This window comes from Streptomyces aureus (assembly GCF_000725495.1).
Lineage (GTDB): Bacteria > Actinomycetota > Actinomycetes > Streptomycetales > Streptomycetaceae > Streptomyces > Streptomyces aureus_B.
This window is the reverse complement of the sequence record NZ_JNZD01000004.1, coordinates 218,779-242,377: the sequence shown is the minus strand read 5'-3', so window position 1 is coordinate 242,377 and position 23,599 is coordinate 218,779. Positions and strand designations below refer to the sequence as shown.

The window sequence follows — 23,599 nt, the reverse complement described above, 5'->3', positions numbered from 1 at the left end:
ATGCCCCGCCCCGCGTGGGCGGGGCATCCGGTCCGGCGGCGCTCCGGTCGCGCGTCGCCGATGAGCGCATAAGGTGGAACCCTGACAAACCGGAATGTTTAGGTGGTCAACGGTCTACGGAAGTGTCATGGTTGCATCGCTGGGCGGACATGGCCGACCGGGGTCGGAGCTGGACCACGCCGTTCTCGGGGCCCTCTTCTCCGAGTCGACGGTCGGCCTGCACGTCCTGGACCCGCAGCTCCGTCTGGTGCGCTTCAACACGGCGGCCCGCTACGTCAAGGCGTTCGCCCTGGAAGAGGCCCTGGGACGTCATCCGAGGGAATGGGCCGGCGACTTCTACTCCGGGAACTACGAGGCGACGCTCCTGGAGGTGCTGGACACGGGCGTGCCGTCCCTGGACGTGGAGGTACGCGGCCATCTCAGTCCCGACCAGCCCGAGATCGTGCTGTCGGTGTCCTGCTTCCGGCTGGAGGACACGGCGGGCGGCGTCCTCGGACTGGCGACGGCGGTCGTGGACATCACCGAGCGCAAACGGGCGGCGGCGCGACTGGCCCTGCTGGAGCGCGCGGGCGGGCGCATCGGCACGACCCTGGACATCTTCCGCACGGCGCAGGAGTTCGCCGACGAGATGGTTCCCGCGCTGGCCGACACGGTGGTCGTCGAGGTGCTCGACTCCGTCCTGCGGGGCGAGGCCGGCGCGGCGGGCACGCCCTTGGACTACGGGGCCCTGCGGTGCACGAGCCGTCGCAGCGCCGCCCTCGACGCCGAGCGCTATCTGCCCTCCATCGGCGAAGCGCTCGGGCTGTCCGCCGCGACGCCCTTCGCGCTGTCCCTGTCCGACCTCCGGCCCCGCATGGTCGAACACCTCGGTCCGGAGACCGGCTGGCTCGTGGGGGAGCCGGTGCGGGGCCGGCGGCTGACCGAGGCCGGGGCGCACTCGCTGCTCGTGCTGCCGCTCACCGCCCGCGGGTCCGTGATCGGGGTGGCCCACTGCTACCGGAGCCGCACCCCGCACGCCTTCGACGAGGGCGAACTGGCGCTGGCCGCCGAACTCGCGGACCGGGTGGCCCTGTGCCTGGACAACGCCCGGCTCTACGCCAGGGAGCGGTCTGCGGCCCGTGTCCTCCAGCTCAGCCTGCGTCCGGCCCGGGTGCTCGGACACGGAGCGGTGGAGACCGCCTACAGCTACTGCCCGCTGGGCGCGGGCGGGGACTGGTTCGACGTGATCCCGCTGTCCGGGGCTCGGGTGGCCCTGGTGGCCGGCGACACGGCGGGCCGCGGCCTGGAGGCCGCCGCCACCATGGGCGAGGTGAGGGCGGCGATCAGCGCGCTGGCGGTCCTCGACCTGTCCCCCGAGGAGGTCCTGGAACGGCTGCACGCCCTGGTGACCCGGCTCCACGGAGAGCGGGACCGGCGCCCGGACACCGCGGTCGACGACGAGCGCCGGGACACCACGTGCCTCTACCTCGTCTACAGTCCCGTCACCCGCCGCTGCGCCGGCGCCAGCGCGGGGCATCCGCCCCCGGTGCTGGCGCTGCCCGACGGGACCGTCGAGTACGCGATGGTGCCGTCCGGGCCGCCGCTGGGCCGGGGCCTCGCGAAGTACGGCGCCGCCGAGTTCGAGCTTGCCGAGGACAGCGTCCTCCTGCTGTCCAACACCGCCCTGCTCCGGGCCGTCTCCGACGACCCCCAGGTCCAACTCGAGCGGGTCGGCGACGCGTTGCGGCCCACCGGCCGGCCGCTCCAGGAGATCTGCGACGAGGTGCTGTACAAGCTGACACCGGAGCAGATGGAGAACGACGCCGTCCTGCTGCTGGCCCGCACCCGGGGCCTCGGACCGGACCAGGTCGCGGCGTGGACGCTGCCCAACCACCCGGCGTCCGCCGGAGAGGCCCGCACCCGCACCGAGCGCGCGCTGGAACACTGGGGCCTCGCCCGCCACGCCTTCACCGTGACCCTCGTGATCAGCGAACTCGTCACCAACGCGGTCCGGTACTCGGACGGCCCGATCGGCGTGCGGCTCATCCTCGACGGATCCGCCGTCGTCTGCGAGGTCACCGACGACAGCAGCACGGTGCCGCACCTGCGGCACGCGGAGGAGGTCGACGAGGGCGGCCGGGGCCTCTACCTCACCTGGCAGGTCAGCCGCCGCTGGGGGACCCGGCCGGAGACGCGAGGGAAGACCATCTGGGCGGAGGTGTCCGTGTCCGAGGACGACGACTGAGCCCGACCGGTCCTGTCGTCGTCCGAGGACACGCGACCTCCCGGCCGGCGCGCGCTCCGCTCGTACCCGAAGGCGTCGTGGCCCGGCCGTGTCGTCCGCGGCGGCCCGGGACCGTCCGTTACGCTCGCAGCGCCATGGCGGGCCCGAGGAGACGGAGGACAGCACGGCGGGGATCAATCGCGAGCGCCTCGTCCGGACGCTGACGTTCTGGCTGCGTCCCGCCTTCGCGCTGCGGGTCGTCAACAGGTTCCAGAAGATCGTGGGCTTCGACCGCTCGATGGCCCTGGCCTCCAGCGCGCTCACCGCGCTCATCCCGCTCACGATCCTCATCGGCGCCCTGCTGAGCAGCTTCTCGAACTACGACGCCGCCGACCGGATCATCCAGCGCTACGGCCTCACCGGCCAGGGCGCCGAGGCGGTCAAGTCGCTCCTGGACCCGGCGGAGAGCGCCAGTGCCGGAGTGGGCGTCTTCGGGAGCCTGTTCCTGATCATCTCCGTCCTCAGCTTCGCGCGCGCCTCGCAGCGGCTGTTCGAACAGACCTGGGAACTGACCCCGCTGAGCGTCCGCAACACCCGGAACGGACTGTGGTGGATCCTCGGACTCGGCGGCTACGCGGTCGTCACCGGCTGGCTCCACGCGCTGCTCGGCGGGGGCAAGCTGGAGGTGGTGGCCTCCGCCTGCGAGATCCCGGTGAGCGTCGCCTTCCTCGTGTGGAGCGGCTGGGCGCTGTCCGCGAAGCGGATCCCCTGGCGCGACCTGCTGCCCTTCGCCGTCACCGCGGGTGTGCTGACCGCGCTCTACTCGGTGGGCGCGGCCGTCTATCTGCCGCGCCTGTTCAACTCCTACGCCGGGCGCTACGGGGCCATCGGTGCCGTCTTCGCGATGATCTCGGCGCTCTTCGCGGCGATGTTCGTGATCGTCGCGTCGGCCGCCCTCGGACGCGAGATGCGCGACGAACTCGTCCGGATCCGCGCCGGTGACCGTCCCTCCGACGACGAGGTCCGCCGCGAGTGGGACAGCGTGGTCGAACAGGCCAGGTCCCGCTGGCGCACCACCCGCGACCAGGTCTCCTCCCGCCGGCGCGCCAAGGACGCGAAGAACGGGAAGGCGAAGGGTGCGAAGGCCGCGAAGGAGGACCCCGGGGACGTGCCGAAGGACGACCCCGAGGACGGTCCGGTTGGGCTGTAGGGCTAGGTCGCGCGGGCGATGAGCAGCGCGACGTCGTCGTGGTCGTCGGAGTTGCGCAGCCCGTACAGGAGGAGGTCGCAGATCTCCTCCAGGGGCCGGTCCGCGTCGTCGAGGAAGCCGAGGAGGACGTTGAGCCGGTCGTCGATGGCGTGCAGCCGGGTCTCCACGAGACCGTCCGTGTAGAGCACGAGCAGATCGCCGGGGTCGAGTCCGACCGTGGTGGTCTCGAAGGACACGCCGCCCACCCCGAGCGGGGCGCCCGAGGGCAGCTCCAGGAGCTCCGGAGCGGCGCCGGAACGCACCAGCGCGGGCGGCATGTGTCCGGCGTTGGCGATACGGCACTGTCTGCTGTGGGGGTCGTACACGGCGTACAGGCACGTCACGATGTAGTGCTCCAGATCGCACGTGATCTTGTCGAGGTGGTGGAGCACCTGGCCCGGGTCCAGGTCCAGGTCGGCGTAGGCGCAGGTGGCCGTGCGGAGCCGGCCCATGGTGGCGGCGGCGTCGATGCCGTTGCCCATGACGTCGCCCACGACCAGCGCCGTCCGGTCGCCCGCCAGCGGGATCACGTCGTACCAGTCGCCGCCGACCTCGCTGGTGGACTGGGCCGGCTGGTAGCGGGACGCGACCTCGAGGCCGGTCAGGTGCGGGGGATGCTCGGGCAGCAGACTGCGCTGGAGCGTGACGGCCGTGTTGCGCACGCTCTGGAACCAGCGGGCGTTGTCGATGGCGACGGCGGCGCGGGTGGCCAGCTCGCCCGCGAGCACCACGTCGTCCTCGTCGAAGGGCAGGGGGTTGCGGGTGCGCTTGAGGTCGAGGGCGCCGAGCACCTCGCCGTGCGCGATCAGCGGCACCGCGAGATAGGAGTGGACCCCGGCCTGCGCCAGCAGGGCCGTTCCCTCGGCGTCACGGGCGATGCGCGGCAGGTCCCGTTCGCCGACGTGCCGCACCAGGACCGGCCGGCCGGTGTGGACGCACAGGGTCACCAGCCGGTCGCCGTCGTATGTCGCCAGGTCGCCGGGATGGTCCGCGGCACGCAGGGCCACGGTCGGGTGCGAGGCCTTCAGGGCGAGGGCCCGGAAGAACTCCGGGCCGTTGTCCGGACGGCGCTTGCGGCGCAGCGCCAGGACGGAGTCGAGGACGTCCACCGCGACCACGTCGGCCAGTTCGGGGGTGGCGATGTCGGCCAGCTCTCTCGCGGTCTGCTCCACCTCCAGGCTGGTGCCGACGCGGGTGGAGGCGCTGGCCACGAGCGCCAGGCGGCGCCGCGCCCGGTCGGCCTCGGCCGCCGCGCGATGGCGTTCGGTGACGTCGACGACCGAGGTGGCCGCCCCCAGGACGCGTCCGCCCGGGTCCGCGAGCCGGTAGAAGGACAGCGACCAGGCGTGTTCGTGCTCGGGATCGGCCGGCGGGCGGCCCACGTGGTACTGGTCGAGCAGCGGGGTGCCGGTCGTGAGCACCTGCCGCAGCGCCGACTCGACGGTGTCCACGTCCGGGAAGGGCAGCGTCTCCCGCAGATGCCGGCCGACGTGGTCCTCGGCGGGGATGCCGTCGATCCGCTCCAGCGCCGGATTGACCATGAGATAGCGCAGGTCGGGGTCGAGCAGGGCCAGCCCGATGGGGGACTGGTTGATCAGCTGCTCGGAGAGGGCCAGATCGGTCTCGACCCGCTGGAGCAGGGTGTGGTCGGCCGCGATGCCCAGGGCGTAGACGTCCCCGAGGTCGTCCAGGAGCCGCATGTTGCGGAACTCCATGAGCCGGGTGCTGCCGTCCTTGTGCCGGATGGGGAACGCGCCCGCCCAGCTGCGCCCCGTCTCCAGCACGTCGGTGAACAGCTCGGTGACGGACTGCAGGTTCTCGGGATGGATGATCAGCCGCGCCGCGTACTTGCCGAGGGCCTCCTCCGCCGTGTACCCGATGAGCTCCTCGGCCTGCGGGGTCCAGAACACGATGCGTCCGTCGGCGTCGAGCACCAGCGCGCCCACCCGCAGGACGTCCAGCAGTCCGGTCGGCCGGGACGTCCCGGTTTCATGGCTGCCCGCAATGTCGGACTGCGTGGACTCGGCTTTCATCCCTGGCCCTCCTCCACCGGCCGGCGCGGTGTGCCGGGCTGCGTGGCCGCCGCCGGGCACGTGGGTGCCGAACCCGGCCCTTCCATGCTGCGCCCTGCCCCCGGGCTTGCCCACTCCAGCGGCCTCCTTGGCATGTCCGGGTACAGAGGTCGGGGTGCGGCGGGGCGGCGTCGCGGGGGTGATCGCCCGCCGGGCCTGCGCATCGGACGGACAAGCAGGAACATGGTCGTGTAGAGGATGAGAGCTTCATGGTTTCTTCGCAGGAAGGTTCCGACGCGCCCGTGTCCGAAGGACCGGGCGATCCCCTTGACGCGTCCACGGACGCCGCGGCGGTGGTGTCCGGCGACGGGGTGGTGACCGGCTGGACCAAGGGCGCCGAAGCGCTCCTCGGCCATCCCGCGGCCGAGATGGTCGGCACCTCGGCCGCGCGTCTGCTCGCGATCCCCCGGGACCCGTCACGGGTGGCGGCGGTCGCCGAACGCTGCCGCGGCGGCATGGGGTGGAGCGGCCACATCCCCCTGCGGCACCGCGACGGCCGCCGCGTCGACGCGGACCTGCGCGTCTCCGCCTCCTTCCGCATGGGCGGGAGCGAGTGCTTCCTGATCTCGGCCCGCGACCGCTCACGCCAGTGGACGGTGGGCCCGGCCTTCCTCGACGGCTTCCTGACCCGCTCGCCGGTCGGCATGGCGGTGCTCGACCTCCAGCTGCGCTACGTCTGGATGAACGACACCCTGGAGCACCTGGGCGGGGTGCCCCGGGGACAGCGGCTCGGGCGACGTCTGACCGACCTGCTGCCGGGACTCCAGGCGGAGACCATCGAGGGACTCATGCGCAAGGTCCTCGCGACCGGCGAACCGATGATCGACTACGAGTACCTGGGCTGGAGCTGGGCCGACCCGCACCGCAGGCACGCCTACTCCTCCTCGTTCTTCCCGCTGCTCGGCGTCGACAACTCCTACACCGGCGTGTGCTACATGGTCCTGGACGTCACCGAGCGCTGGAACGCCCGGCAGCTCCTGTCACTGGTCAACGAGGCCGGGACCACCATCGGCGGGACCCTCGACGTCATGCGCACGGCCCAGGAGATCGCCGACTTCGCCGTTCCCCGGTTCGCCGACTTCGTCATCGTCGACCTCCTGGAATCCGTCCTCAGCACCGAGGGACACGGAGCCTGGCTGTCGGACGCGGGCCCCGCCCCCGCCAAGCCGGTCATGCGGCGCGCGGGCATGAGGTCGGTGCGGGAGGGGTGCCCGGAGGCGGTGGCCCGGGTCGGCGACCGGGCCGACTTCCTGCCGCCGCCCCACGACGTGCACCTGCTCACCAGCGGCGAACCGGTCCTCATCCAGGTCCTCGACCCGGACGACGACCTGTGGCTCGCCGAGGAGCCCGCGCGCGCGGCCAGCATCCGCCGGTACGGGCTGCACTCCCTCATCTCCGTGCCCATGCGGGCGCGCAACACCGCCCTCGGGCTCACCACGTTCCTGCGCTCGCTCAACCCGGTCTCCTTCCAGCCCGACGACGTCCTGCTGGCCCGCGAGGTGGTGGCCCGCGCGGCGCTGTGCGTCGACAACGCCCGCCGCTACACCCGGGAACACACCGCGGCGGTCACCCTGCAGCGCAGCCTGCTGCCCCATGCCCTGTCGGGCGGGACGGCCCTGGAGGTGGCCTCCTCGTATCTGCCGGCGGACCCGAGCGGCGGGGTCGGCGGCGACTGGTTCGACGTCATCCCGTTGTCCGGGGCCCGGGTCGGCCTGGTCGTCGGCGACGTGGTCGGCCACGGCATCACCGCGGCGGCCACCATGGGCCGGCTGCGCACCGCGGTGCAGACCCTCGCCGACATGGAACTGCCCCCCGACGAACTGCTCGCCCACCTCGACGACCTGGTGCTCCGGCTCAGCGAGGAACGCACCCAGGAACAGCGGGCCGGCCGGAGCACCCCGGAGCAGGAGGCCGACCGGAACACGACCGCGTCCTTCCTCGGAGCGACCTGTCTCTACGTCGTCTACGATCCCGTCACCAGGCGCTGCACGATGGCCAGGGCCGGACACCCGCCGCCCGTGCTCGTCGGCCCCGACGGACGGTTCTCCTATCCGGAACTGCCCGCCGGGCCCCCGCTCGGCCTCGGCGGGATGGCCTTCGAGAGCCGGGAGGTCGAGCTCGACGAGAACACCCTGATCGGCCTCTACACGGACGGTCTCGTGGCGGGGGCGCACTACGACATGGAACTCGGCATGGCCCAACTCGGGGACCTGCTGGCCCGGCCGGACCCCGACCTCGACGCGCTCTGCTCGGACGCGGTACGGCAGTTGGTCCCCGTTCCCCAGCCCGACGACATCGCCCTGCTCCTGGCCCGCACCCACACGCTCGGCGACGACCACGTCGTCTCCTGGGAGGTCCCGGTGGACCCGGCTGCTGTCTCCGCGATGCGCGCCCGCGCCACCGGCGCCATCGAGGGATGGGGACTCGGGGACCTCACGATGACCACCGAACTCATCGTCAGCGAACTCGTCACCAACGCCATCCGCTACGGCGTCCCGCCGATCCGGCTGAGGCTGCTCTGCGACACCCGGCTGACCTGCGAGGTGTCCGACGCCAGCAGCACCGCCCCGCGGCTGCGGCACGCCCGGAGCACGGACGAGGGCGGCCGGGGCCTGTTCCTGGTGGCCCAGCTCGCCCACCGCTGGGGCGCCCGCTACACGGCGGAGGGAAAGATCATCTGGGCCGAGCAGGAGATTCCCTGAGCGGTGCCGCTCAGTCCGGGCCGTCCTCGTCACCAGCGGTGGCGCTCAGTCCGGGCCGTCCTCGTCACCCGGATCGACGCCGTGCTCGCGGCACCAGGAACGGAACGCGGCGACCGCCGTGGGCAGCGTGGGGAAGATCCGGTCCTCGCCCACGGACTCGCTCAGCCCGTAGGCGTCCAGGTCGTCGCGCAGATCCTGTTTCACCCGAGCCATCCCGAACTCGACTCCCCGCTCGCCGAGTTGGCGCCGCAGCTCGTCCAGCGAGTCCAGCGCGGTGATGTCCACCTCCACGTTGGCCTCCGCGTTGAGCACGAACCACCGGACCGGGACCGCCTGTTCGTCCACCGCGAGGAGGGCGCTGCGCCGGAAGTCCTCCGCGTTGGCGAAGAACAGCGGGGAGTCGTAGCGGTAGACCAGCAGACCCGGGATCACCCGGGCGTCCGGGAAGTCGTCGACGTCGTGCATGCCCGCCAGGCCCGGAACCAGCCCCTGGACCGCGTCGTGCGGGCGCGCCACCCGGCTCAGCAGCTCCGCGACCGACAGACCCACGGCCACCAGCACCCCGTAGAGGATGTCGAGGGCGAGGACGCCGATCAGACAGCCGACGGCCAGCAGGAGTTCCCGGAGCCGGAAGGACGCCAGCCGCCGGAAGCCGGCCAGGTCGATCATCCGGATCGCCGCGTAGACCACCAGCGCGCCGAGGACGGCCGACGGCGTGTCGGTGAGCAGGGGACTCAGGAACAGCAGCACCGCCAGCACGGACAGCCCGGCCGTGAGCCCGTACGCCTGGGTGCGCGCGCCCGTGGACTGCGCGAGGGCCGTACGGCTGGCGCTGCTGCTCACCGGGAACCCCTGGAGCGTGCCGGCCCCGAGGTTCGCGGCGCCCAGCGCCAGCAGCTCCTGGTTGGCGTCCATCGCCGTGCCGCCGTCCTCGGTGGTGAAGGCGCGCGCGGTGAGGATGAAGTCGGTGTACGCCACGAGCAGCACCCCGACGGCGGGCAGCAGCAGTTGCGGCAGGGTGTCGAGCGGGGGGAAGTCGGGGCGGGGGAGCCCGGCCGGGATCTTCCCGATCACCGCGAGACCGTGGTCCTTCAGGTCGAAGGCCGCGGACACGGCCGTACCGGCGACCAGGACCAGCAGCGGCCCCGGGACCCGCCAGCGGAACCGCGTGGCCACGTACAGGACGGCCAGCGTCGCCGCGCTGAAGGTCACCGTGGCCGGATGGATCTCGTCCAGGTTCCCGAGGAAGGAGAACAGCTTCGGGAAGAACTCCTCACCGTCCGTCGGGACACCGGTGAGCTTCGTGAGCTGATCCACCATCATGATCAGTGCCACGCCCGCCAGATATCCGATCAGCACGGGCCGGGACAGCAGATCGGCGACGAACCCGAGCCGGGCCGCCCAGGCGACCAGACACATCAGTCCGACGGCGACCGCGAGCGCCGAGGCCAGTACCGCGTACCGCTCCGGATCGCCGCCCGCGAGCGGCCCGACGACCGTCGCCGTCATCAGCGCCGTCGTCGACTCCGGCCCCACCGACAGCAGCCGGGACGATCCCAGCAGGGCGTACAGCACGATGGCGGGCAGGATCGCCCACAGGCCCACCACGGGCGGGAGCCCCGCGACACTGGCGTACGCCATGACCTGAGGCACCAGATAGGCCGCCACCGTCACCCCGGCCAGCAGGTCGCCGCGCAGCCAGGTCCGCCGGTAGTGCCGGAGCACCGGGAGGCCGGGCAGCGCCGGCACAGGGGGCCGCCACCCTCCGTGCGGGATGCCGTGGTGCTTCGACACGGGCCAGTCCTTCGGATCGTGCCGGCGGGCTCGGGGACAGGGGGCCCGCGCGGTCAGTCGGTGCGCCGCGCCCTGCGGGCCAGGAGCTTACCCACCTCCCACACGACCAGGAGAGCGACGGCGGACAGCAGCGCCCAGCCGAACTGCCGCGCGTCGATCTCGGTGGTGCCGAGGATGCGGCGGAAACCGTCCAACTGCGTCACCGCGACCGCGAGGACGAACTGCGCGAGCGCCGTCCAGTTCATCTGCTTGCTGTCGAAGGTGCTCGCGGACAGCACCGACTCCGTCTCGCTGCGGCATTCGAACGCGGCCACGATCAGACAGAGCGCGAACGCCGTGAACGCGATCGAACTGCCGATGCCGACACTGTCGTAGCGGGACTCGCCCAGTTTGATCAGCCCGAGCAGGATCAGAGTGATCGCCAGTCCGCTGAGACCGACCGTCACCATCACGGGCCGGGTCAGCACCGACTCGCCCCGGGGACGCGGCCGGCGCTGCATCAGCCCCACGCTCTCCTGGTCGAAGCCGAGCGCGAAGCCGAACGAGGCGTTGACCACGAAGTGGATCCACAGCACCTGCGGCGGGGTGAAGGGTTCACCGGCCGCGATGTTGAAGATGGTCGCCCCGAGGAACGTCAGGACGAAGGTGACCAGCAACAGCAGCACGAAACGGATGTACTTGGTCAGGTTGTCGTAGAGCTTGCGGCCCTGCTCCACCGCGTACACGATCGTCGTGAAGTTGTCGTCGGACAGGATCATCCGGGCCGCGTTCTTCGCCACGTCCGTACCGCTGCCCATGGCGATGCCGATGTCGGCGGCCTTGATGGCCGGGGCGTCGTTGACCCCGTCGCCGGTCATCGCGACGACGGCGCCCTTCTTCTTCAGCGTGTCCGCGAGCAGCACCTTGTGCTCGGGTGCGACCCGTCCCACCACGCCGATGCCGTCGATCCGCTCCAGCCGCTCGCTCTCCGACAGCGCGGCGAAGTCGGCGCCGAGGACCGCCTCGCCCGGAATCCCCAGCTGCCGTGCGATCGCGGCACCCGTGGTGACGTCGTCCCCGGTCACCATGCGGACCCGGATGTGGGCGGCCTGGGCGCTGGCCACGGCCTGCTTGGACTCCTCGCGCGGCGGGTCGACCATCCCGACCAGACTCGTCATCCGCAGCCCGACGACATAGCCGAGCAGGTCGCCGCCCGGGTCGAAGTCGGCCGGGTCCAGGTCGCGGGTGGCCGCCGCCATCACCCGGCGCCCCTCCCCGCCCATGCGCTCGCCCTGCGCGTCGGCCCGGCTGTTCAGCTCCGTGTCCCACGGGACGGTCGTGTCGCCCGAGAGCGCGGTCGTCGCGCGGGCCTGCACCGCCGGGGCCGCGCCCTTGACGAAGCAGCGCACCACCGGACGCCCGCCGGCGTCCACGGTGGAGTTGAAGGTGGCCATCAGCTTGTACGTCGGGTCGAAGGGCAGCGTGGCGAGCCGGGGCAACCGCTCGCGGGTGGCCTCGATGTCCAGGCCGGCCTTGTGGGCCAGCACCAGGAACGCGCCCTCGGTCGGATCGCCCACGACCTCGCCGTCCACCAGCTTCCCGTCGTTCGCGACGAGGTACGGGAGGATCGCCTCCTCGATGCCCGCGGAGGAGCCCGCCGCGTGGTGGATCCGCCCATCGAGGCCGTACCCCGTGCCCGAGACGGTGTAGCGGTCGGTGGTGGTGACCACCTCGACGGCCGTCATCTGGTTCATGGTCAGGGTGCCGGTCTTGTCCGAGTTGATCGCCGAGGTGAACGCCAGGGTCTCGACGGACGGCAGCTCCTTCACGATGGCGTTGCGCTTCGCGAGGTTGAGGCTGCCGACGGACAGGATCGCCTGGGTCACCGTGGGCAGGGCCTCGGGGATGGCGGCGATGGCCAGCGAGACCGCGCTGACGAACAGGGCGTCCCACGCCTGGTCGCGGCGGTACCCGAGCGCGAACATCACGATCATGGTCAGGCCCGCGGCGGCCGTGATCCACAGCGTCAGCGTGTCGAGTTCCCTGGTGAGCGGCGCCTCCTCCTTCTCGGTCGCCGACAGCATCTCCGAGATCTTGCCCAGCTCGGTGCCCTCACCCGTCCCGGTCACGATCACGAGACCGCTGCCGTGGGTGACCGGGGTGTGCATGAACGCCATGTTCGACTGGTCCCCGGGACCCAGCAGGACCTTCGGCAGGGTCAGGGCGTCCTTCGACGCGGGGACGCTCTCGCCGGTGAGCGCCGACTCGTCGATCTGCAGCGCGTGGGCCTCGACGATCCGTCCGTCCGCCGGGACCTGGTCCCCTGCGGAGATGTGCAGGACGTCGCCCACCACGACCTGTTCCGCCGGGATCTCCGACTCCGTCCCGTCCCGCCGGACCCGGGCCGTCGCGGTGAGCATCGACTGGAGCGCGTTCATGGCGCTCTCGGCCTTTCCCTCCTGCCGCAGTCCCACGACCGCGTTCAGCAGGGTCAGCAGCACGAGCAGGATCGCGGTGGTCCACTCCGCGATCGCCAGCGACACGACCGCGGCCGCCAGGAGGACGACCTGCATATAGCTGCGGTACTGCTCGACGAACCGCCGCCAGGCCGGCTTCGCCTTCTCCTCCGGCAGCGCGTTCGGCCCGTTCTCGGCCAGCAGTTCGGCGACCCGGGCCGCGGTGAGTCCCGACGCGGGGTCGACGCCGAAGGCCGACGCGACGTCCTGCGGATCACGCGCGTACCAGAGCTCCGGAGCGGCACGCTCCGGAGCCTTCGGACCGCTCGACTGCATCGCCATCTCTGCTCTCCGATCTGGATCCGGTCCGCCGCCGGTGCCCCGGACGGCGTGAGGGACCTACTCGCCCTTGCGCTTCCCGGTCCGCGAGGCCCCGCCGGACACCTTCGACCCCTTCGCCCCGTGGCCGCCGCTCCGCTCTTTGCCGCCCGCCTCCGGGACCCGGTGCCGGGCCGCGTACGGATCGGCCGGCGCACCCTTCGGAGCGTCGGCCTCCAGTTCCCGCCGCGCGGCCCGGAGATCCTTGCGCGCCTCCTTGCCGAGCACCGGGAACGCCGGATCGATGTCCATGAGCGTGTGCACCAGTACCGCCGCGGTGGAGATGCGCGCGAACCACTTCCGGTCCGCCGGCACGACGTACCAGGGCGCCCACGGCGTACTGGTGTGCGTGAGCATCTCGGAGAACGCGTGCTGGTACTCGTCCCATCGGCGGCGTTCCCGGACGTCGGCGGCGGAGAACTTCCAGTTCCGCTCCGGCACGTCGAGCCGCTTCATGAACCGGGTGCGCTGCTCTTCCTTGGACAGGTTCAGGAAGACCTTCACGACCTTGAACCCGTTGTCCGTCAGATAGCGCTCCCAGTCGTTGATCGCCCGGTAGCGGCGGTCCCAGATGTCCGGGCCGCGCACGTCCTTCGGCAGCCGCTGCCGTTCGAGGACCTCCGGGTGCACCCGGACGACGAGCACCTCCTCGTAGTGCGAACGGTTGAAGATCGCGATGTCGCCGCGGGCGGGCAGCCGGGCGGCGTAGCGCCACAGGTAGTCGTGGTCGAGCTCCTCGGTGGAGGGCTGCTTGAAGCTGCTGACCTTGACGCCCTGCGGGTTCACCCCGCTCATGACGTGCCGGATCGTTCCGTCCTTGCCGCCGGCGTCGAGCGCCTGAAGACACAGCAGCACGCCGTACGTGTCCTGGGCCGCGAGCCGTTCCTGGTACTCGGCGAGCAGCGAAACACCGGTGCGCAGCAGCTCCACCCCGTGCTTCTTCTTCAGACCGCCCTTGTACCGGGGGTCGAAGTCCTTGCCCAGGTTCACCCGGGAGCCCGGCTCGACCCGCAGCGGCGCGATCAGCCGTGCGACGCGTTCGGCCCTGTCATCCGTCATGACGGCCCCGCCCCTTCTTCTGTCATGGTGAGCACCGCACGGTCATGGGCCGTCACCGGCACCACCCAGGTCGGACGCGGACGCGGGGGCCGGGCGCAGCCGTGCGGGTATCCACCGGCCCAGCAGGGGAGTGCGGCGCGGACGCTCGGCGGACCGTTCGGCCGTCCCGGCCGTCCTCGGCGCGGCTGAACCCGTGTCGCCGGGGGCGGTCCCTCCCGGGGTGCCGTCCGCTTCCCCGTCGAGGCCGGCGAGCAGGGCGCGGACCCGGCGCTCGACCAGGATGGGGACGTAGGTCCTGACCTTCGCCTGCCGGAAGGATCCGCGGGCGGTGTCCACGACCTGGTCCACGACGGCCGGGTCGACGGAGGGGTAGGCGGCCTTCAGACGCGCGGTCAGGCGGCCGAGGGCGACGGCCTCGTCGTGGCGGGTGTTCCCGGGGGGCGCCGGGTCCCCCGGCGGAGCGCTGTTCGCGGGCGGGGCGGGCGCGCGACTCGCCCCGCGTGATGCCCGGCTCTCGTCGGCCGCTGCTTCCGGTTCGTCCGTCTTCATCGTTCGACCACCCGCGCGCTCGCAAGTCCCGAGCCTCAAGGGGCCGGGACCGCAAGGCCAACGGTCACGCTCCGGCTGCCCCGAGACGGCTCGACGGCCGGGTACGAGGCCGTCCCCATCATTCTGAATCCGACCGGTCGAAACCGCCTCACGGACGATCGCCGCACGCGGGGCCCACCCCGCCCCGGGTGTGCCGGTCCGGGGCGGGGCGGGCCCCGGGCGCCCGCGCCGCCCGCCCCGGCTCACGGCGGTCCGTACCGCGCACGGCTCACAAGGGCCCGTGCCGTCCGGCTCGCGCCCTTGGTCATGACCGGGTCCCGGGCGGTCCGGTGGACGGCACGGGGACGAGGGCAGGACGGGGTGAGGCGGGGCGGGCGGTGCGGGGTGCCTCGCGGCGGTACGCGTGGGCCAGGGGTGGGACGGGCGGGGTCGGCCATCCGTGAGGGAACGCGGAGGGCGGTCCGTCACCGGGCTTCGGCCGGGGCGGGTCGGCCGGGATCACACCGGTGCGCGGGCGGACTCGGGTCGTCGGCCGCGGGTGTCGCCAAGGGCGTCGGCCGTGGCCGGCCCGGGCGTCAGCCGAGGGCCTTGACGGCCTGGTAGTAGGTCCAGGCGGTGCTGTCGCACGTGGTCTTCGTCGCGCCGCTGTAGTTGGCGCAGACCCGGCCCAGATCCGCGTACAGGGCGCTGTCGAGGCGCGCCTTGTTGGCGCTGAACGTGCCGGCGGCCTTGTAGTTGCGATAGCCGAAGTCGTGGCGGGCGCACGAGGTGGCGAACGGGAAGCCGAACGGGTTGTCCGGCGAGGTGGAGCAGTAGTCGGTGGACCAGTCGAAGGCGTACGCCGACCAGGCCGACTGGTTGGCCCGGGCGGCGACCCAGGTGTTGTAGCTCGACGCGCTGGTCTGGGTGAAGTTGGACAGGACCTGGGCCTTGTCCGCGGGGACCGCGCTTGCGGCTGTTGCGGTCGCCGTGACGGCTGCGAGGGCCATGGCCGAGGCGGCGAGGCCGGTGGCGAGTCTTCGGTGCATCCCAACACCTCCATGAGGCTGCGACCCGCCGATCGGGTTGCAGGTTCATGACATGGATGATCGGCACCGCGACCCCTCTTGCCTAGTCTCTGGACCCCAACAATCAATTAACTCGCGGGAGTTGGGGGGACATGTTTCATGCCCCCGACCACCATGACGGTCTATGGCTGGATGTGTTCCATGGGACAGCAGGTGTCCCGATCCCATGCCATTGGCCCCACCCCTGCTCCTCGACCGGTGTTCATGCCTCATGCGGGGCTGCGTTCATGGGTTCACGCGTTGATGGGTTCACGCGTTCATGCGTCCATGGCCGGCCCGTGTCCCTGTCCGCCCCGTGTTCATGTGTGGGGCTGCCCTGTTCATGTGTCCATCGCGGGCGGGCGCCGGAAGACGGGATCGGGTAAACGCTGGTGGCACCCGCACCCGCACCCGCACCCGCACCCGCATCCGCCCGCACCCGCACCCGCGCACCCGGACCGACGGCGGGTGTGACCGGATCGGTCCGGACCCGGACCCGATGCGGCCTGTCCGGGGGAGTGGCGGGGCGGTCAGAGTGGGGGCATGACCCGAGCACTGATCGTCATCGATGTCCAGGAATCCTTTCGTGCCCACCCGCTGTGGGAGACCATCTCCGAGCCGAAGATCGCCCAGCAGGTCGACCGGCTCGTCGGGCTCGCCCGGCGGGCCGGGGACACCGTCGTGTGGGTGCTGCACTCCGAGCCCGGCAGCGGCGACGTCTTCGACCCCGCCCTCGGCCATGTCCGGCTCATGGACGAGCTCCGGCGCGAGGACGGCGAGCCGCTGCTCCACAAGACCTCCCACAACGCCTTCACCACCACCAACCTCCAGCAGCTCCTGACGGAACGCGGGGTCCGCGAGGTCACCGTCTGCGGGATCCGGACCGAGCAGTGCGTGGAGACCACGGCCCGCGTCGCGAGCGACCTCGGCTACCGGGTCACCTTCGTCACCGACGCCACCGCCACCAACCCCATCCCGCACCGCGACGCCCCCGAGGGACAGAGCGTGGCGGACCTGCTGGCCGACCCCCGCACCCTGAGCGCCGAGGACGTCGTCAAGCGCACCGAGTACGCCCTGGCCGGACGCTTCGCCGCCATCGCCACGGTCGAGGCACTGGAGACCGCGGCCGCCTCTCGGGCATGATGACCGGATCGTGAGCCACGTCGTCTTCTTCCTGGTGCCCGGAGTCCATCTGCTGGACCTGGCCGGACCCGCGCAGGTCTTCTCCACGGCCGCCGACTTCGGGCACCCCTACACCCTCGGCTACGTCGCCGAGCGGCCGCAGATCCTCACCGCCCAGGGCCTGCCCCTGGTGACCGGGCTCGACTGGCCCGAGCTCGGCCCCGAGGACCTGATCGTCGTGCCCGGCTGGCGCGCGCTCACCCTCGCCGAGGGGCCCGCCATCGACGAGGCGAGCCTGCGGGTCCTCGCCGGCCACCACGCCCGCGGCGGCACCGTCGCCAGCGTCTGCGCCGGCGCCGACGCGCTCGGCCGGGCCGGGCTGCTCGACGGCCGCCGGTGCACCACCCACCACGACGTCCAGGACGAACTCGCCCGCCGCCATCCCCGGGCGGTCGTGGTCCGCGACGTGCTGTACACCCAGGACGACCGGGTCGTCACCTCGGCCGGCATCGCCAGCGGCATCGACCTCGCCCTGCATCTGATCGCCACCCGGCACGGCCCCGCGGTGGCCGCGCAGGTGGCCCGGGACATGGTGGTCTACGCCCGGCGCAACGGCCACGAACCCCAGGCCAGCGCGATGCTCCGGCACCGCTCCCACCTGGACGACACCGTGCACCGCGCCCAGGATCTCCTCGACGCCCGCTTCGACGGGCCGGTGCCCCTGCCGGAACTCGCCGCGGCCGTCGGCGTCAGCGAACGCACCCTCACCCGCCTCTTCGCCCGCGCGACCGGCGGCCTCACCCCCCTGCGCTACCAGCAGTCCCTGCGCCTGGAGCGCGCCGAGCATCTCATCAGCCGTGCCACCGGACCTAGCCCTCATGGCGCGTCCGTGCCACCGGACCTAGCCCTCATGGCGCGTCCGTGCCACCGGACCTAGCCCTCATGGCGCGCCCGTGCCACCGGACCTAGCCCCTTGGCTCGCCCGTGCCACTGGCCCTCAGCCCTCCTGGCCCGCCCCCGTGAGCGTCGTCCGCTGTCGCGCGGCGCGCACGGCCTCCGTCAGCGAGACGATGTCGTAGGCGCCGTAGTGACGGCGGCCGTTGACGAAGAACGTCGGCGTGCCCGAGACACCGCTGAGGTCGGCCGACTCCACGTCCCTGGCGATCCGGGCCGCGCCCGGGCCGCCCCGCAGGTCCTCGCGGAACCGGGCGCCGTCGAGACCGAGCCGGGCCGCGTACCGGAACAGGTCCTTCGCGCCCAGCTCGCCCTGGTGGCCCATGAGCAGGTCGTGCATCTCCCAATAGCGGTCCTGACGGGACGCGGCCTCGGCGGCCTGCGCGGCGAGCTGGGCGTTCGGGTGCACGTCGTTGAGCGGCAGATGCCGCCACACATAGCGGACGTCGCCGAAGTCGGCGAGCAGCTCGCGCACCACGGACTCGGCCAGACCGCAGTACGGACACTCGAAGTCCCCGTACTCGACGAGGGTCACCGGCGCGTCGAGCGGCCCGCGCACATGGTCGCGCTCCACGTCGACGGGCTCGCTCAGGTCGACGATCGCCTGCCCGGTGCCGAGCAGCGCCCGCGCCCGGGAGCGCCCGGTCAGGGCACCGAGCACCAGGGTGACGAGCCAGGTCAGCAGGAACGAGCCCGCGACCGCCGCCAGGATGCCGATCTTCGCCTGTTCCAGCCGGTCGCCCTCGAAGGCCAGCGACGCGATCAGCAGGGCCACGGTGAAACCGACCCCGGCCAGCGTGCCGCCCGCGGTGATGGCGCCCCAGCCCACCGGCGGGTGCAGCCGTCCCCGCGCGGCGCGGGTGGTGAGCCAGGTCCCGGCGATGACACCGACGGGCTTGCCCACCGTGTAGCCGAGCAGGATGCCGAGCGTCACCGGCGAGGTGAAGGCGTCGGCCAGCTGCCCCGCGCTCAGCGTGATACCGGCGTTGGCCAGGGCGAACAGCGGCACGATCACATAACTGGTCCAGGGATGGAACATCTGCTGGAGCCGCTCGTTCGGGGAGAGCGTCGAGGCGAGACCGCGTCGTACCGTGCGCTCCAGCTCCGGCGTCGGCTGCTCGCGAAAACGCCGGAACAGCCGGCTGGCGTGCTCCAGATCGCCGCGCTCGGCCGCGTACGCGTAGGTCAGCATGCCCATCGCCAGACCCGTCACCACCGGGTCGATGCCCGACTTCAGCAGCGCCACCCAGATCGCCACGCCCAGCACCCCGTACAGGGACGGGACCCGGGCCCCGATCGTGCGCCGCAGCAGCAGGACGACCGCGAACAGGGCCAGCGCCGTCAGCAGCGCGGGCACCTCGATGGTGTCGCTGTAGACGAGGACGACGACGGCCAGCGCCAGGAAGTCGTCCACGACGGCGATCGTGAGCATGAAGACCCGCAGCGCGCCGGGCAGCCGTGAGCCGAACACGGCCAGCATGCCCAGCGCGAAGGCCGTGTCCGTCGACATGGCGGCACCCCAGCCGTGCGCGTCCGGACCGTGGCCCGCGGTGACGGCCAGGTACACGACCACCGGGACCACCATGCCACTCAGCCCCGCCAGCAGGGGCAGCGTGACCCGGCGGCGCTCCCGCAGCTCGCCCAGGTCGAACTCGCGGCGCGCCTCGAGACCGACGACGAAGAAGAACAGCGTCATCAGCCCGCTGTTCACCCACGCGCGCAGGTCGAGCGACACCCCGCCCGATCCGAGGCGGACCGACAGCTCGGTGCTCCACACCTTCTCGTACGAACCGGGACCGAGGTTGGCCCAGGCCATCGCCACCAGGGCGGCGGCGAGCAGCACGGCCGCGCTGCCGGTCTCCGTGCGCAGGAACGCGTGCAACGGGCTGCGGGCGCGGCCACCGCACTCGGTGCGACCGGACATGGGCGAGGCGTCGGAAGGCATGGTCACCCTCCGATTCTCGCTCGGGACCCGACACTTCCCCACGCGGTGAGGATCTCGGGACCCGACACTTGCCCACGAGGTCAGGAGCTCCCGACCCGGCACTTCCCGACGAGGTCAGGATTCGAGAAGCGCCCGCGGCCTGTTTTCGCCTAGCGTGGCGCAAGGTGCGCCCTGACGGCCGCGCGACGCCGGCCGGAACGGGGCCGGCGATGCCGGCGGGAGGCGTGAAGGCGGCCCCGCCCGACAGATGGAGACACGATGAGCAAGGCCACGAGGACGGACACGCGGCAGTCCGCGCCGCACGGTGCCGACAGCCACGATCTGATTCGTGTGCTCGGCGCGCGCGAGAACAACCTCAAGGACGTCAGCATCGAGATCCCCAAGCGCCGGCTGACGGTGTTCACCGGTGTGTCCGGCTCGGGCAAGAGCTCCCTGGTGTTCAACACGATCGCCGCCGAGTCCCAGCGGCTGATCAACGAGACGTACAGCAGCTTCGTGCAGGGCTTCATGCCCACGCTCGCCCGGCCCGAGGTCGACGTCCTCGAAGGACTGACCACCGCGATCATCGTCGACCAGCAGCGGATGGGCGCCGACCCGCGCTCCACGGTCGGCACCGCCACCGACGCCAACGCGATGCTGCGCATCCTGTTCAGCCGACTCGGCAAGCCGCACATCGGCCCGCCCAGCGCGTACGCGTTCAACGTCCCCTCGGTCAGCGCGAGCGGGGCCATCACCGTGGAGCGCGGCGCCAAGACGGCCGTCAAGGCGAGCTTCAACCGCACCGGCGGCATGTGTCCGCGCTGCGAGGGCCGTGGCACGGTCTCCGACATCGACCTCACCCAGCTCTACGACGAATCCAAGTCGCTCAACGAGGGCGCGATCACCATCCCCGGCTACGGCTCGGACGGCTGGAACATGCGGCTCTACAAGGAGTCGGGCTTCGTCGACCCGGACAAGCCGATCCGCAAGTACACCAAGCGGGAGCTCCACGACTTCCTTCACCACGAGCCGACCCGTATGAAGATCGCGGGCATCAACATGACCTACGAGGGTCTGATCCCGCGGATCCAGAAGTCGATGCTCTCCAAGGACAAGGAGGCGATGCAGGCGCACATCCGGGCGTTCGTGGACCGGGCCGTCACCTTCGCCCCCTGCCCCGAGTGCGAGGGCACCCGGCTCAGCGAGGGCGCCCGCTCGTCGAAGATCAAGCGGATCAGCATCGCCGACGCCTGCGCGATGCAGATCAGCGACCTCGCCGCATGGGTCCGCGAGCTGGAGGAGCCCTCCGTCGCGCCCCTGCTCTCCGCGCTCCAGCAGACCCTCGACTCGTTCGTGGAGATCGGTCTCGGCTACCTCGCCCTGGACCGCCCCGCCGGCACCCTGTCCGGCGGCGAGGCCCAGCGCGTCAAGATGATCCGCCACCTCGGCTCCTCCCTCACCGACGTCACGTACGTCTTCGACGAGCCCACCGCGGGACTGCACCCGCACGACATCCAGCGGATGAACGACCTCCTGCTGCGGCTGCGGGACAAGGGCAACACCGTGCTCGTCGTGGAGCACAAGCCGGAGACCATCGTCATCGCCGACCATGTCGTCGACCTCGGTCCCGGCGCCGGAACGGGCGGCGGCTCCGTCTGCTTCGAGGGCACCGTCGAGGAACTGCGCAAGGGCGGCACCGTCACGGGCCGCCACTTCGACGACCGGACCCACGTCAAGGAGAGCACGCGCGAGCGCACCGGCACGCTGGAGATCCGTGGCGCGTCGGCGAACAACCTGCGGGACGTGGACGTCGACATCCCGCTCGGCGTGCTGGTCGTCGTCACCGGCGTCGCCGGCTCCGGAAAGAGCTCGCTGGTGCACGGGTCCGTGCCGGCCGACGAGGGCGTCGTCTCGGTCGACCAGGCGCCGATCCGCGGGTCACGGCGGAGCAACCCGGCGACGTACACCGGTCTGCTCGACCCGATCCGCAAGGCCTTCGCGAAGGCCAACGACGTGAAGCCGGCGCTGTTCAGCGCCAACTCCGAGGGAGCCTGCCCCACCTGCAACGGCGCCGGCGTCATCTACACGGACCTGGCGATGATGGCCGGGGTCGCCACCACCTGCGAGGACTGCGAGGGCAAGCGGTTCGACGCCTCGGTCCTGGAGTACCACCTCGGCGGCCGTGACATCAGCGAGGTCCTCGCGATGTCGGTGGACGAGGCCGCGGAGTTCTTCGGCGACGGCGAGGCGCACACCCCGGCCGCGCAGCGCATCCTCACCCGCCTCGCCGACGTCGGACTCGGATACCTCACGCTCGGACAGCCCCTCACCACGCTGTCCGGCGGCGAGCGCCAGCGGCTCAAGCTCGCCACGCACATGGCCGAGAAGGGCGGCGTGTACGTCCTCGACGAGCCGACCACCGGGCTGCACCTCGCCGACGTCGAGCAGCTGCTCGGCCTGCTCGACCGGCTCGTGGACTCCGGAAAGTCGGTCATCGTCGTCGAGCACCACCAGGCGGTCATGGCCCACGCCGACTGGATCATCGACCTCGGCCCCGGAGCCGGCCACGACGGCGGCCGGCTCGTGTTCGAGGGCACCCCCGCCGACCTGGTCGCCGCCCGCTCCACCCTCACCGGCGAACACCTGGCGGCGTACGTCGGAGCCTGACCGGACCATCGACACGTGGGACGAGGACCGGGGGCGGTCGTCGTCCCACGCGGTTACTGGTCAGGGAGCTCACCGGCGCCTGGCTCGCCGGTCCCGGGCGCGGTGCGCGAGGGACCGGCGAGTGCCGGATGCCCGTCCGGTCGTGGCGGGCCTCTCCGGCCCCCTCGGCTCCGCGCGCGCCCTGTCCGAAATGCACCTACGGTTGACGCATCCAGTGGCGCCGGCGGACACCGATTCCCTCCGCCTGCAGCGCCCCCGTCCGCGCATCAGGAGACCGGCAGCCATGACCACTGCATCAGACACCCCTGTCCTCGACACCATCGCCGCCATGACCGTCGACTCGGTCGAGCGGTGCGAACTGCCCACGGACCAGCTCCTCCTCACCCGTATCGCGGCCCTCGCGGCCTCCGACGCGCCGCCCATCTCCTACCTCGCGCACATCGACCCCGCCATCCAGGCCGACCTGACCATGGCTCAGGTGCAGGACGTCCTGGTGGCCATCGCGCCCATCGTGGGCACGGCCCGGGTCATGACGGCGGCCGGCAACATCGCGAGGGCGTTCGGTATGGCGATCGCGGTGGCCGAGGCCGAGATCGACTCGGAGGGCTAGGGCCCGTCTGACAATTCCCGTCTGCCCGGCGGGCCGCCCTCCGGGCGACGACGCGAATTGTCAGACAGGCCCTAGAACCCGTCCGACGGCAATCGTCGGACAGCGCCTCAGGGCGGACAGGGCCCTGGTGCCCCGGCATCGACGACCGGTGCCGGGGCACCAGGGCCCCGGTCACGACGGGACCCTGACCCCGGATCAGTCCTCGCTCGGTGGAGCGCCGCCCGGCGCGCCGGACCCGGGGACGCCTGGTGCGCCGGGCGGCGACGCCCCCTGCTGGAGCCTGCCCTGCTGGACCGCCGAGACCAGCAGCCGGGCAGCCACACCGATCAGCAGCACGTTCACCGCCATCTGCCCCGTGACCAGCGCCCGGGCCGTCTCGCTGCGTGCGGTGATGTCCCCGAAGCCGACCGTGCTGAAGACGGTCACGGTGAAGTAGAGGGCGTCGGTGCGCGTCAGCGCCTCACTGAAGCTGCTCGGCGCGCTGCGCTCCATCAGGTAGTAGACGATGGCGAACAGGAGCAGGTAGAGCGGGGCGCTGGTCGCCAGCGCCTCCATGGCCCGCAGTTCGGGCCGCCTGGCCCGGGTGATCTCGCGGATCTGCCAGGACAGGAGCACCCCCACCGCCGCGATGCCCGAGACGAGTGTGAAGACGGTCTTCGGGGAGAAGGATTTGTCGAGCGGCAGCAGGTAGTACAGGGTCACGAGGACCGCCGAGGTCAGCAGCGATCGCAGGGCGGAGCGGAGCGCCTCCCGATGGCGCCGCCAGAAACCCCTGCCCACCACTGTGCCCCGCCGCCTTCTGCCACGAACCGAGCGACGACCGTGCCGGCTCGTC

At 71.9% G+C, this 23,599-nt stretch carries 15 protein-coding genes; 7 read left to right on the top strand and 8 right to left on the bottom strand.

Annotated features, from left to right (window positions below; translation table 11 throughout):
• The first annotated feature begins 127 nt into the window (after positions 1-127).
• The gene (locus tag IO36_RS07235; protein WP_051900116.1) at positions 128-2,224 is read left to right on the top strand and encodes a SpoIIE family protein phosphatase; all 2,097 of its coding nucleotides are present in this window, start codon (positions 128-130) and stop codon (positions 2,222-2,224) included.
• Positions 2,225-2,312: 88 nt separating this feature from the next.
• Complete coding sequence (locus tag IO36_RS07230) at positions 2,313-3,413, top strand: YihY/virulence factor BrkB family protein (RefSeq protein WP_245173157.1); 1,101 nt, start codon at positions 2,313-2,315, stop codon at positions 3,411-3,413.
• A 2-nt stretch (positions 3,414-3,415) separates the two neighbouring features.
• On the opposite strand, the gene IO36_RS07225 is transcribed toward IO36_RS07230, so the two are convergent.
• Positions 3,416-5,485, bottom strand: a complete 2,070-nt coding sequence (locus tag IO36_RS07225) for a SpoIIE family protein phosphatase (protein WP_037617405.1) — start codon at positions 5,483-5,485, stop codon at positions 3,416-3,418.
• 248 nt (positions 5,486-5,733) lie between these two features.
• Between IO36_RS07225 and IO36_RS07220 the strand changes: the two genes are divergently transcribed.
• Entirely contained in the window at positions 5,734-8,226 is a 2,493-nt protein-coding gene (locus tag IO36_RS07220; RefSeq protein WP_037617401.1) for a SpoIIE family protein phosphatase, read from the top strand.
• A gap of 45 nt (positions 8,227-8,271) precedes the next feature.
• Here the strand turns inward: IO36_RS07220 and IO36_RS07215 are convergent, their stop codons facing one another.
• The 5 genes from IO36_RS07215 to IO36_RS07195 all read right to left on the bottom strand — a co-directional run bounded on the left by IO36_RS07215 (position 8,272) and on the right by IO36_RS07195 (position 15,469).
• Positions 8,272-10,020, bottom strand: a complete 1,749-nt coding sequence (locus IO36_RS07215; RefSeq protein WP_425535511.1) for a SulP family inorganic anion transporter — start codon at positions 10,018-10,020, stop codon at positions 8,272-8,274.
• A gap of 53 nt (positions 10,021-10,073) precedes the next feature.
• The gene (locus tag IO36_RS07210) at positions 10,074-12,797 is read right to left on the bottom strand and encodes a cation-translocating P-type ATPase (protein ID WP_037617399.1); all 2,724 of its coding nucleotides are present in this window, start codon (positions 12,795-12,797) and stop codon (positions 10,074-10,076) included.
• 57 nt (positions 12,798-12,854) lie between these two features.
• Positions 12,855-13,892, bottom strand: coding sequence for a polyphosphate kinase 2 family protein (locus IO36_RS07205; protein ID WP_051900114.1), 1,038 nt, complete (start codon positions 13,890-13,892; stop codon positions 12,855-12,857).
• A 42-nt stretch (positions 13,893-13,934) separates the two neighbouring features.
• The gene (locus IO36_RS07200; RefSeq protein WP_037617397.1) at positions 13,935-14,441 is read right to left on the bottom strand and encodes a three-helix bundle dimerization domain-containing protein; all 507 of its coding nucleotides are present in this window, start codon (positions 14,439-14,441) and stop codon (positions 13,935-13,937) included.
• Between the two features lie 575 nt (positions 14,442-15,016).
• Entirely contained in the window at positions 15,017-15,469 is a 453-nt protein-coding gene (locus IO36_RS07195) for a phospholipase (protein WP_037617396.1), read from the bottom strand.
• A gap of 561 nt (positions 15,470-16,030) precedes the next feature.
• Between IO36_RS07195 and IO36_RS07190 the strand changes: the two genes are divergently transcribed.
• Both IO36_RS07190 and IO36_RS07185 read left to right on the top strand, forming a co-directional pair.
• On the top strand, positions 16,031-16,630 hold the full coding sequence (locus tag IO36_RS07190) for a cysteine hydrolase family protein (protein WP_037617395.1): 600 nt from the start codon (positions 16,031-16,033) through the stop codon (positions 16,628-16,630).
• A 10-nt stretch (positions 16,631-16,640) separates the two neighbouring features.
• A complete protein-coding gene (locus IO36_RS07185; RefSeq protein WP_051900113.1) occupies positions 16,641-17,546 on the top strand; it encodes a GlxA family transcriptional regulator in 906 nt (301 codons plus the stop codon).
• A gap of 60 nt (positions 17,547-17,606) precedes the next feature.
• Here IO36_RS07185 and nhaA read toward each other — a convergent pair whose 3' ends face one another.
• Complete coding sequence (gene nhaA, locus IO36_RS07180) at positions 17,607-19,508, bottom strand: Na+/H+ antiporter NhaA (RefSeq protein ID WP_037617394.1); 1,902 nt, start codon at positions 19,506-19,508, stop codon at positions 17,607-17,609.
• A gap of 258 nt (positions 19,509-19,766) precedes the next feature.
• Between nhaA and IO36_RS07175 the strand changes: the two genes are divergently transcribed.
• Together IO36_RS07175 and IO36_RS07170 are read left to right on the top strand one after the other, a co-directional pair.
• Positions 19,767-22,154: an ATP-binding cassette domain-containing protein gene (locus tag IO36_RS07175; protein ID WP_037617392.1), complete on the top strand. Its 2,388-nt coding sequence runs from the start codon at positions 19,767-19,769 to the stop codon at positions 22,152-22,154.
• A 283-nt stretch (positions 22,155-22,437) separates the two neighbouring features.
• Entirely contained in the window at positions 22,438-22,764 is a 327-nt protein-coding gene (locus tag IO36_RS07170; RefSeq protein WP_037617390.1) for a hypothetical protein, read from the top strand.
• 195 nt (positions 22,765-22,959) lie between these two features.
• On the opposite strand, the gene IO36_RS07165 is transcribed toward IO36_RS07170, so the two are convergent.
• On the bottom strand, positions 22,960-23,547 hold the full coding sequence (locus tag IO36_RS07165) for a potassium channel family protein (RefSeq protein WP_245173156.1): 588 nt from the start codon (positions 23,545-23,547) through the stop codon (positions 22,960-22,962).
• Between the last annotated feature and the right edge of the window lie 52 nt (positions 23,548-23,599).

Excerpts from the sequence above, each read along its gene's own strand:
- IO36_RS07210 (WP_037617399.1), bottom strand. The coding sequence starts at position 12,797 with ATGGCGATGCAGTCGAGCGGTCCGAAGGCTCCGGAGCGTGCCGCTCCG.
- IO36_RS07205 (WP_051900114.1), bottom strand. The coding sequence starts at position 13,892 with ATGACGGATGACAGGGCCGAACGCGTCGCACGGCTGATCGCGCCGCTG.
- IO36_RS07170 (WP_037617390.1), top strand. The coding sequence starts at position 22,438 with ATGACCACTGCATCAGACACCCCTGTCCTCGACACCATCGCCGCCATG.
- IO36_RS07200 (WP_037617397.1), bottom strand. The coding sequence starts at position 14,441 with ATGAAGACGGACGAACCGGAAGCAGCGGCCGACGAGAGCCGGGCATCA.
- IO36_RS07175 (WP_037617392.1), top strand. The coding sequence starts at position 19,767 with ATGAGCAAGGCCACGAGGACGGACACGCGGCAGTCCGCGCCGCACGGT.
- nhaA (WP_037617394.1), bottom strand. The coding sequence starts at position 19,508 with ATGCCTTCCGACGCCTCGCCCATGTCCGGTCGCACCGAGTGCGGTGGC.
- IO36_RS07220 (WP_037617401.1), top strand. The coding sequence starts at position 5,734 with ATGGTTTCTTCGCAGGAAGGTTCCGACGCGCCCGTGTCCGAAGGACCG.
- IO36_RS07235 (WP_051900116.1), top strand. The coding sequence starts at position 128 with ATGGTTGCATCGCTGGGCGGACATGGCCGACCGGGGTCGGAGCTGGAC.
- IO36_RS07225 (WP_037617405.1), bottom strand. The coding sequence starts at position 5,485 with ATGAAAGCCGAGTCCACGCAGTCCGACATTGCGGGCAGCCATGAAACC.
- IO36_RS07190 (WP_037617395.1), top strand. The coding sequence starts at position 16,031 with ATGACCCGAGCACTGATCGTCATCGATGTCCAGGAATCCTTTCGTGCC.
- IO36_RS07195 (WP_037617396.1), bottom strand. The coding sequence starts at position 15,469 with ATGCACCGAAGACTCGCCACCGGCCTCGCCGCCTCGGCCATGGCCCTC.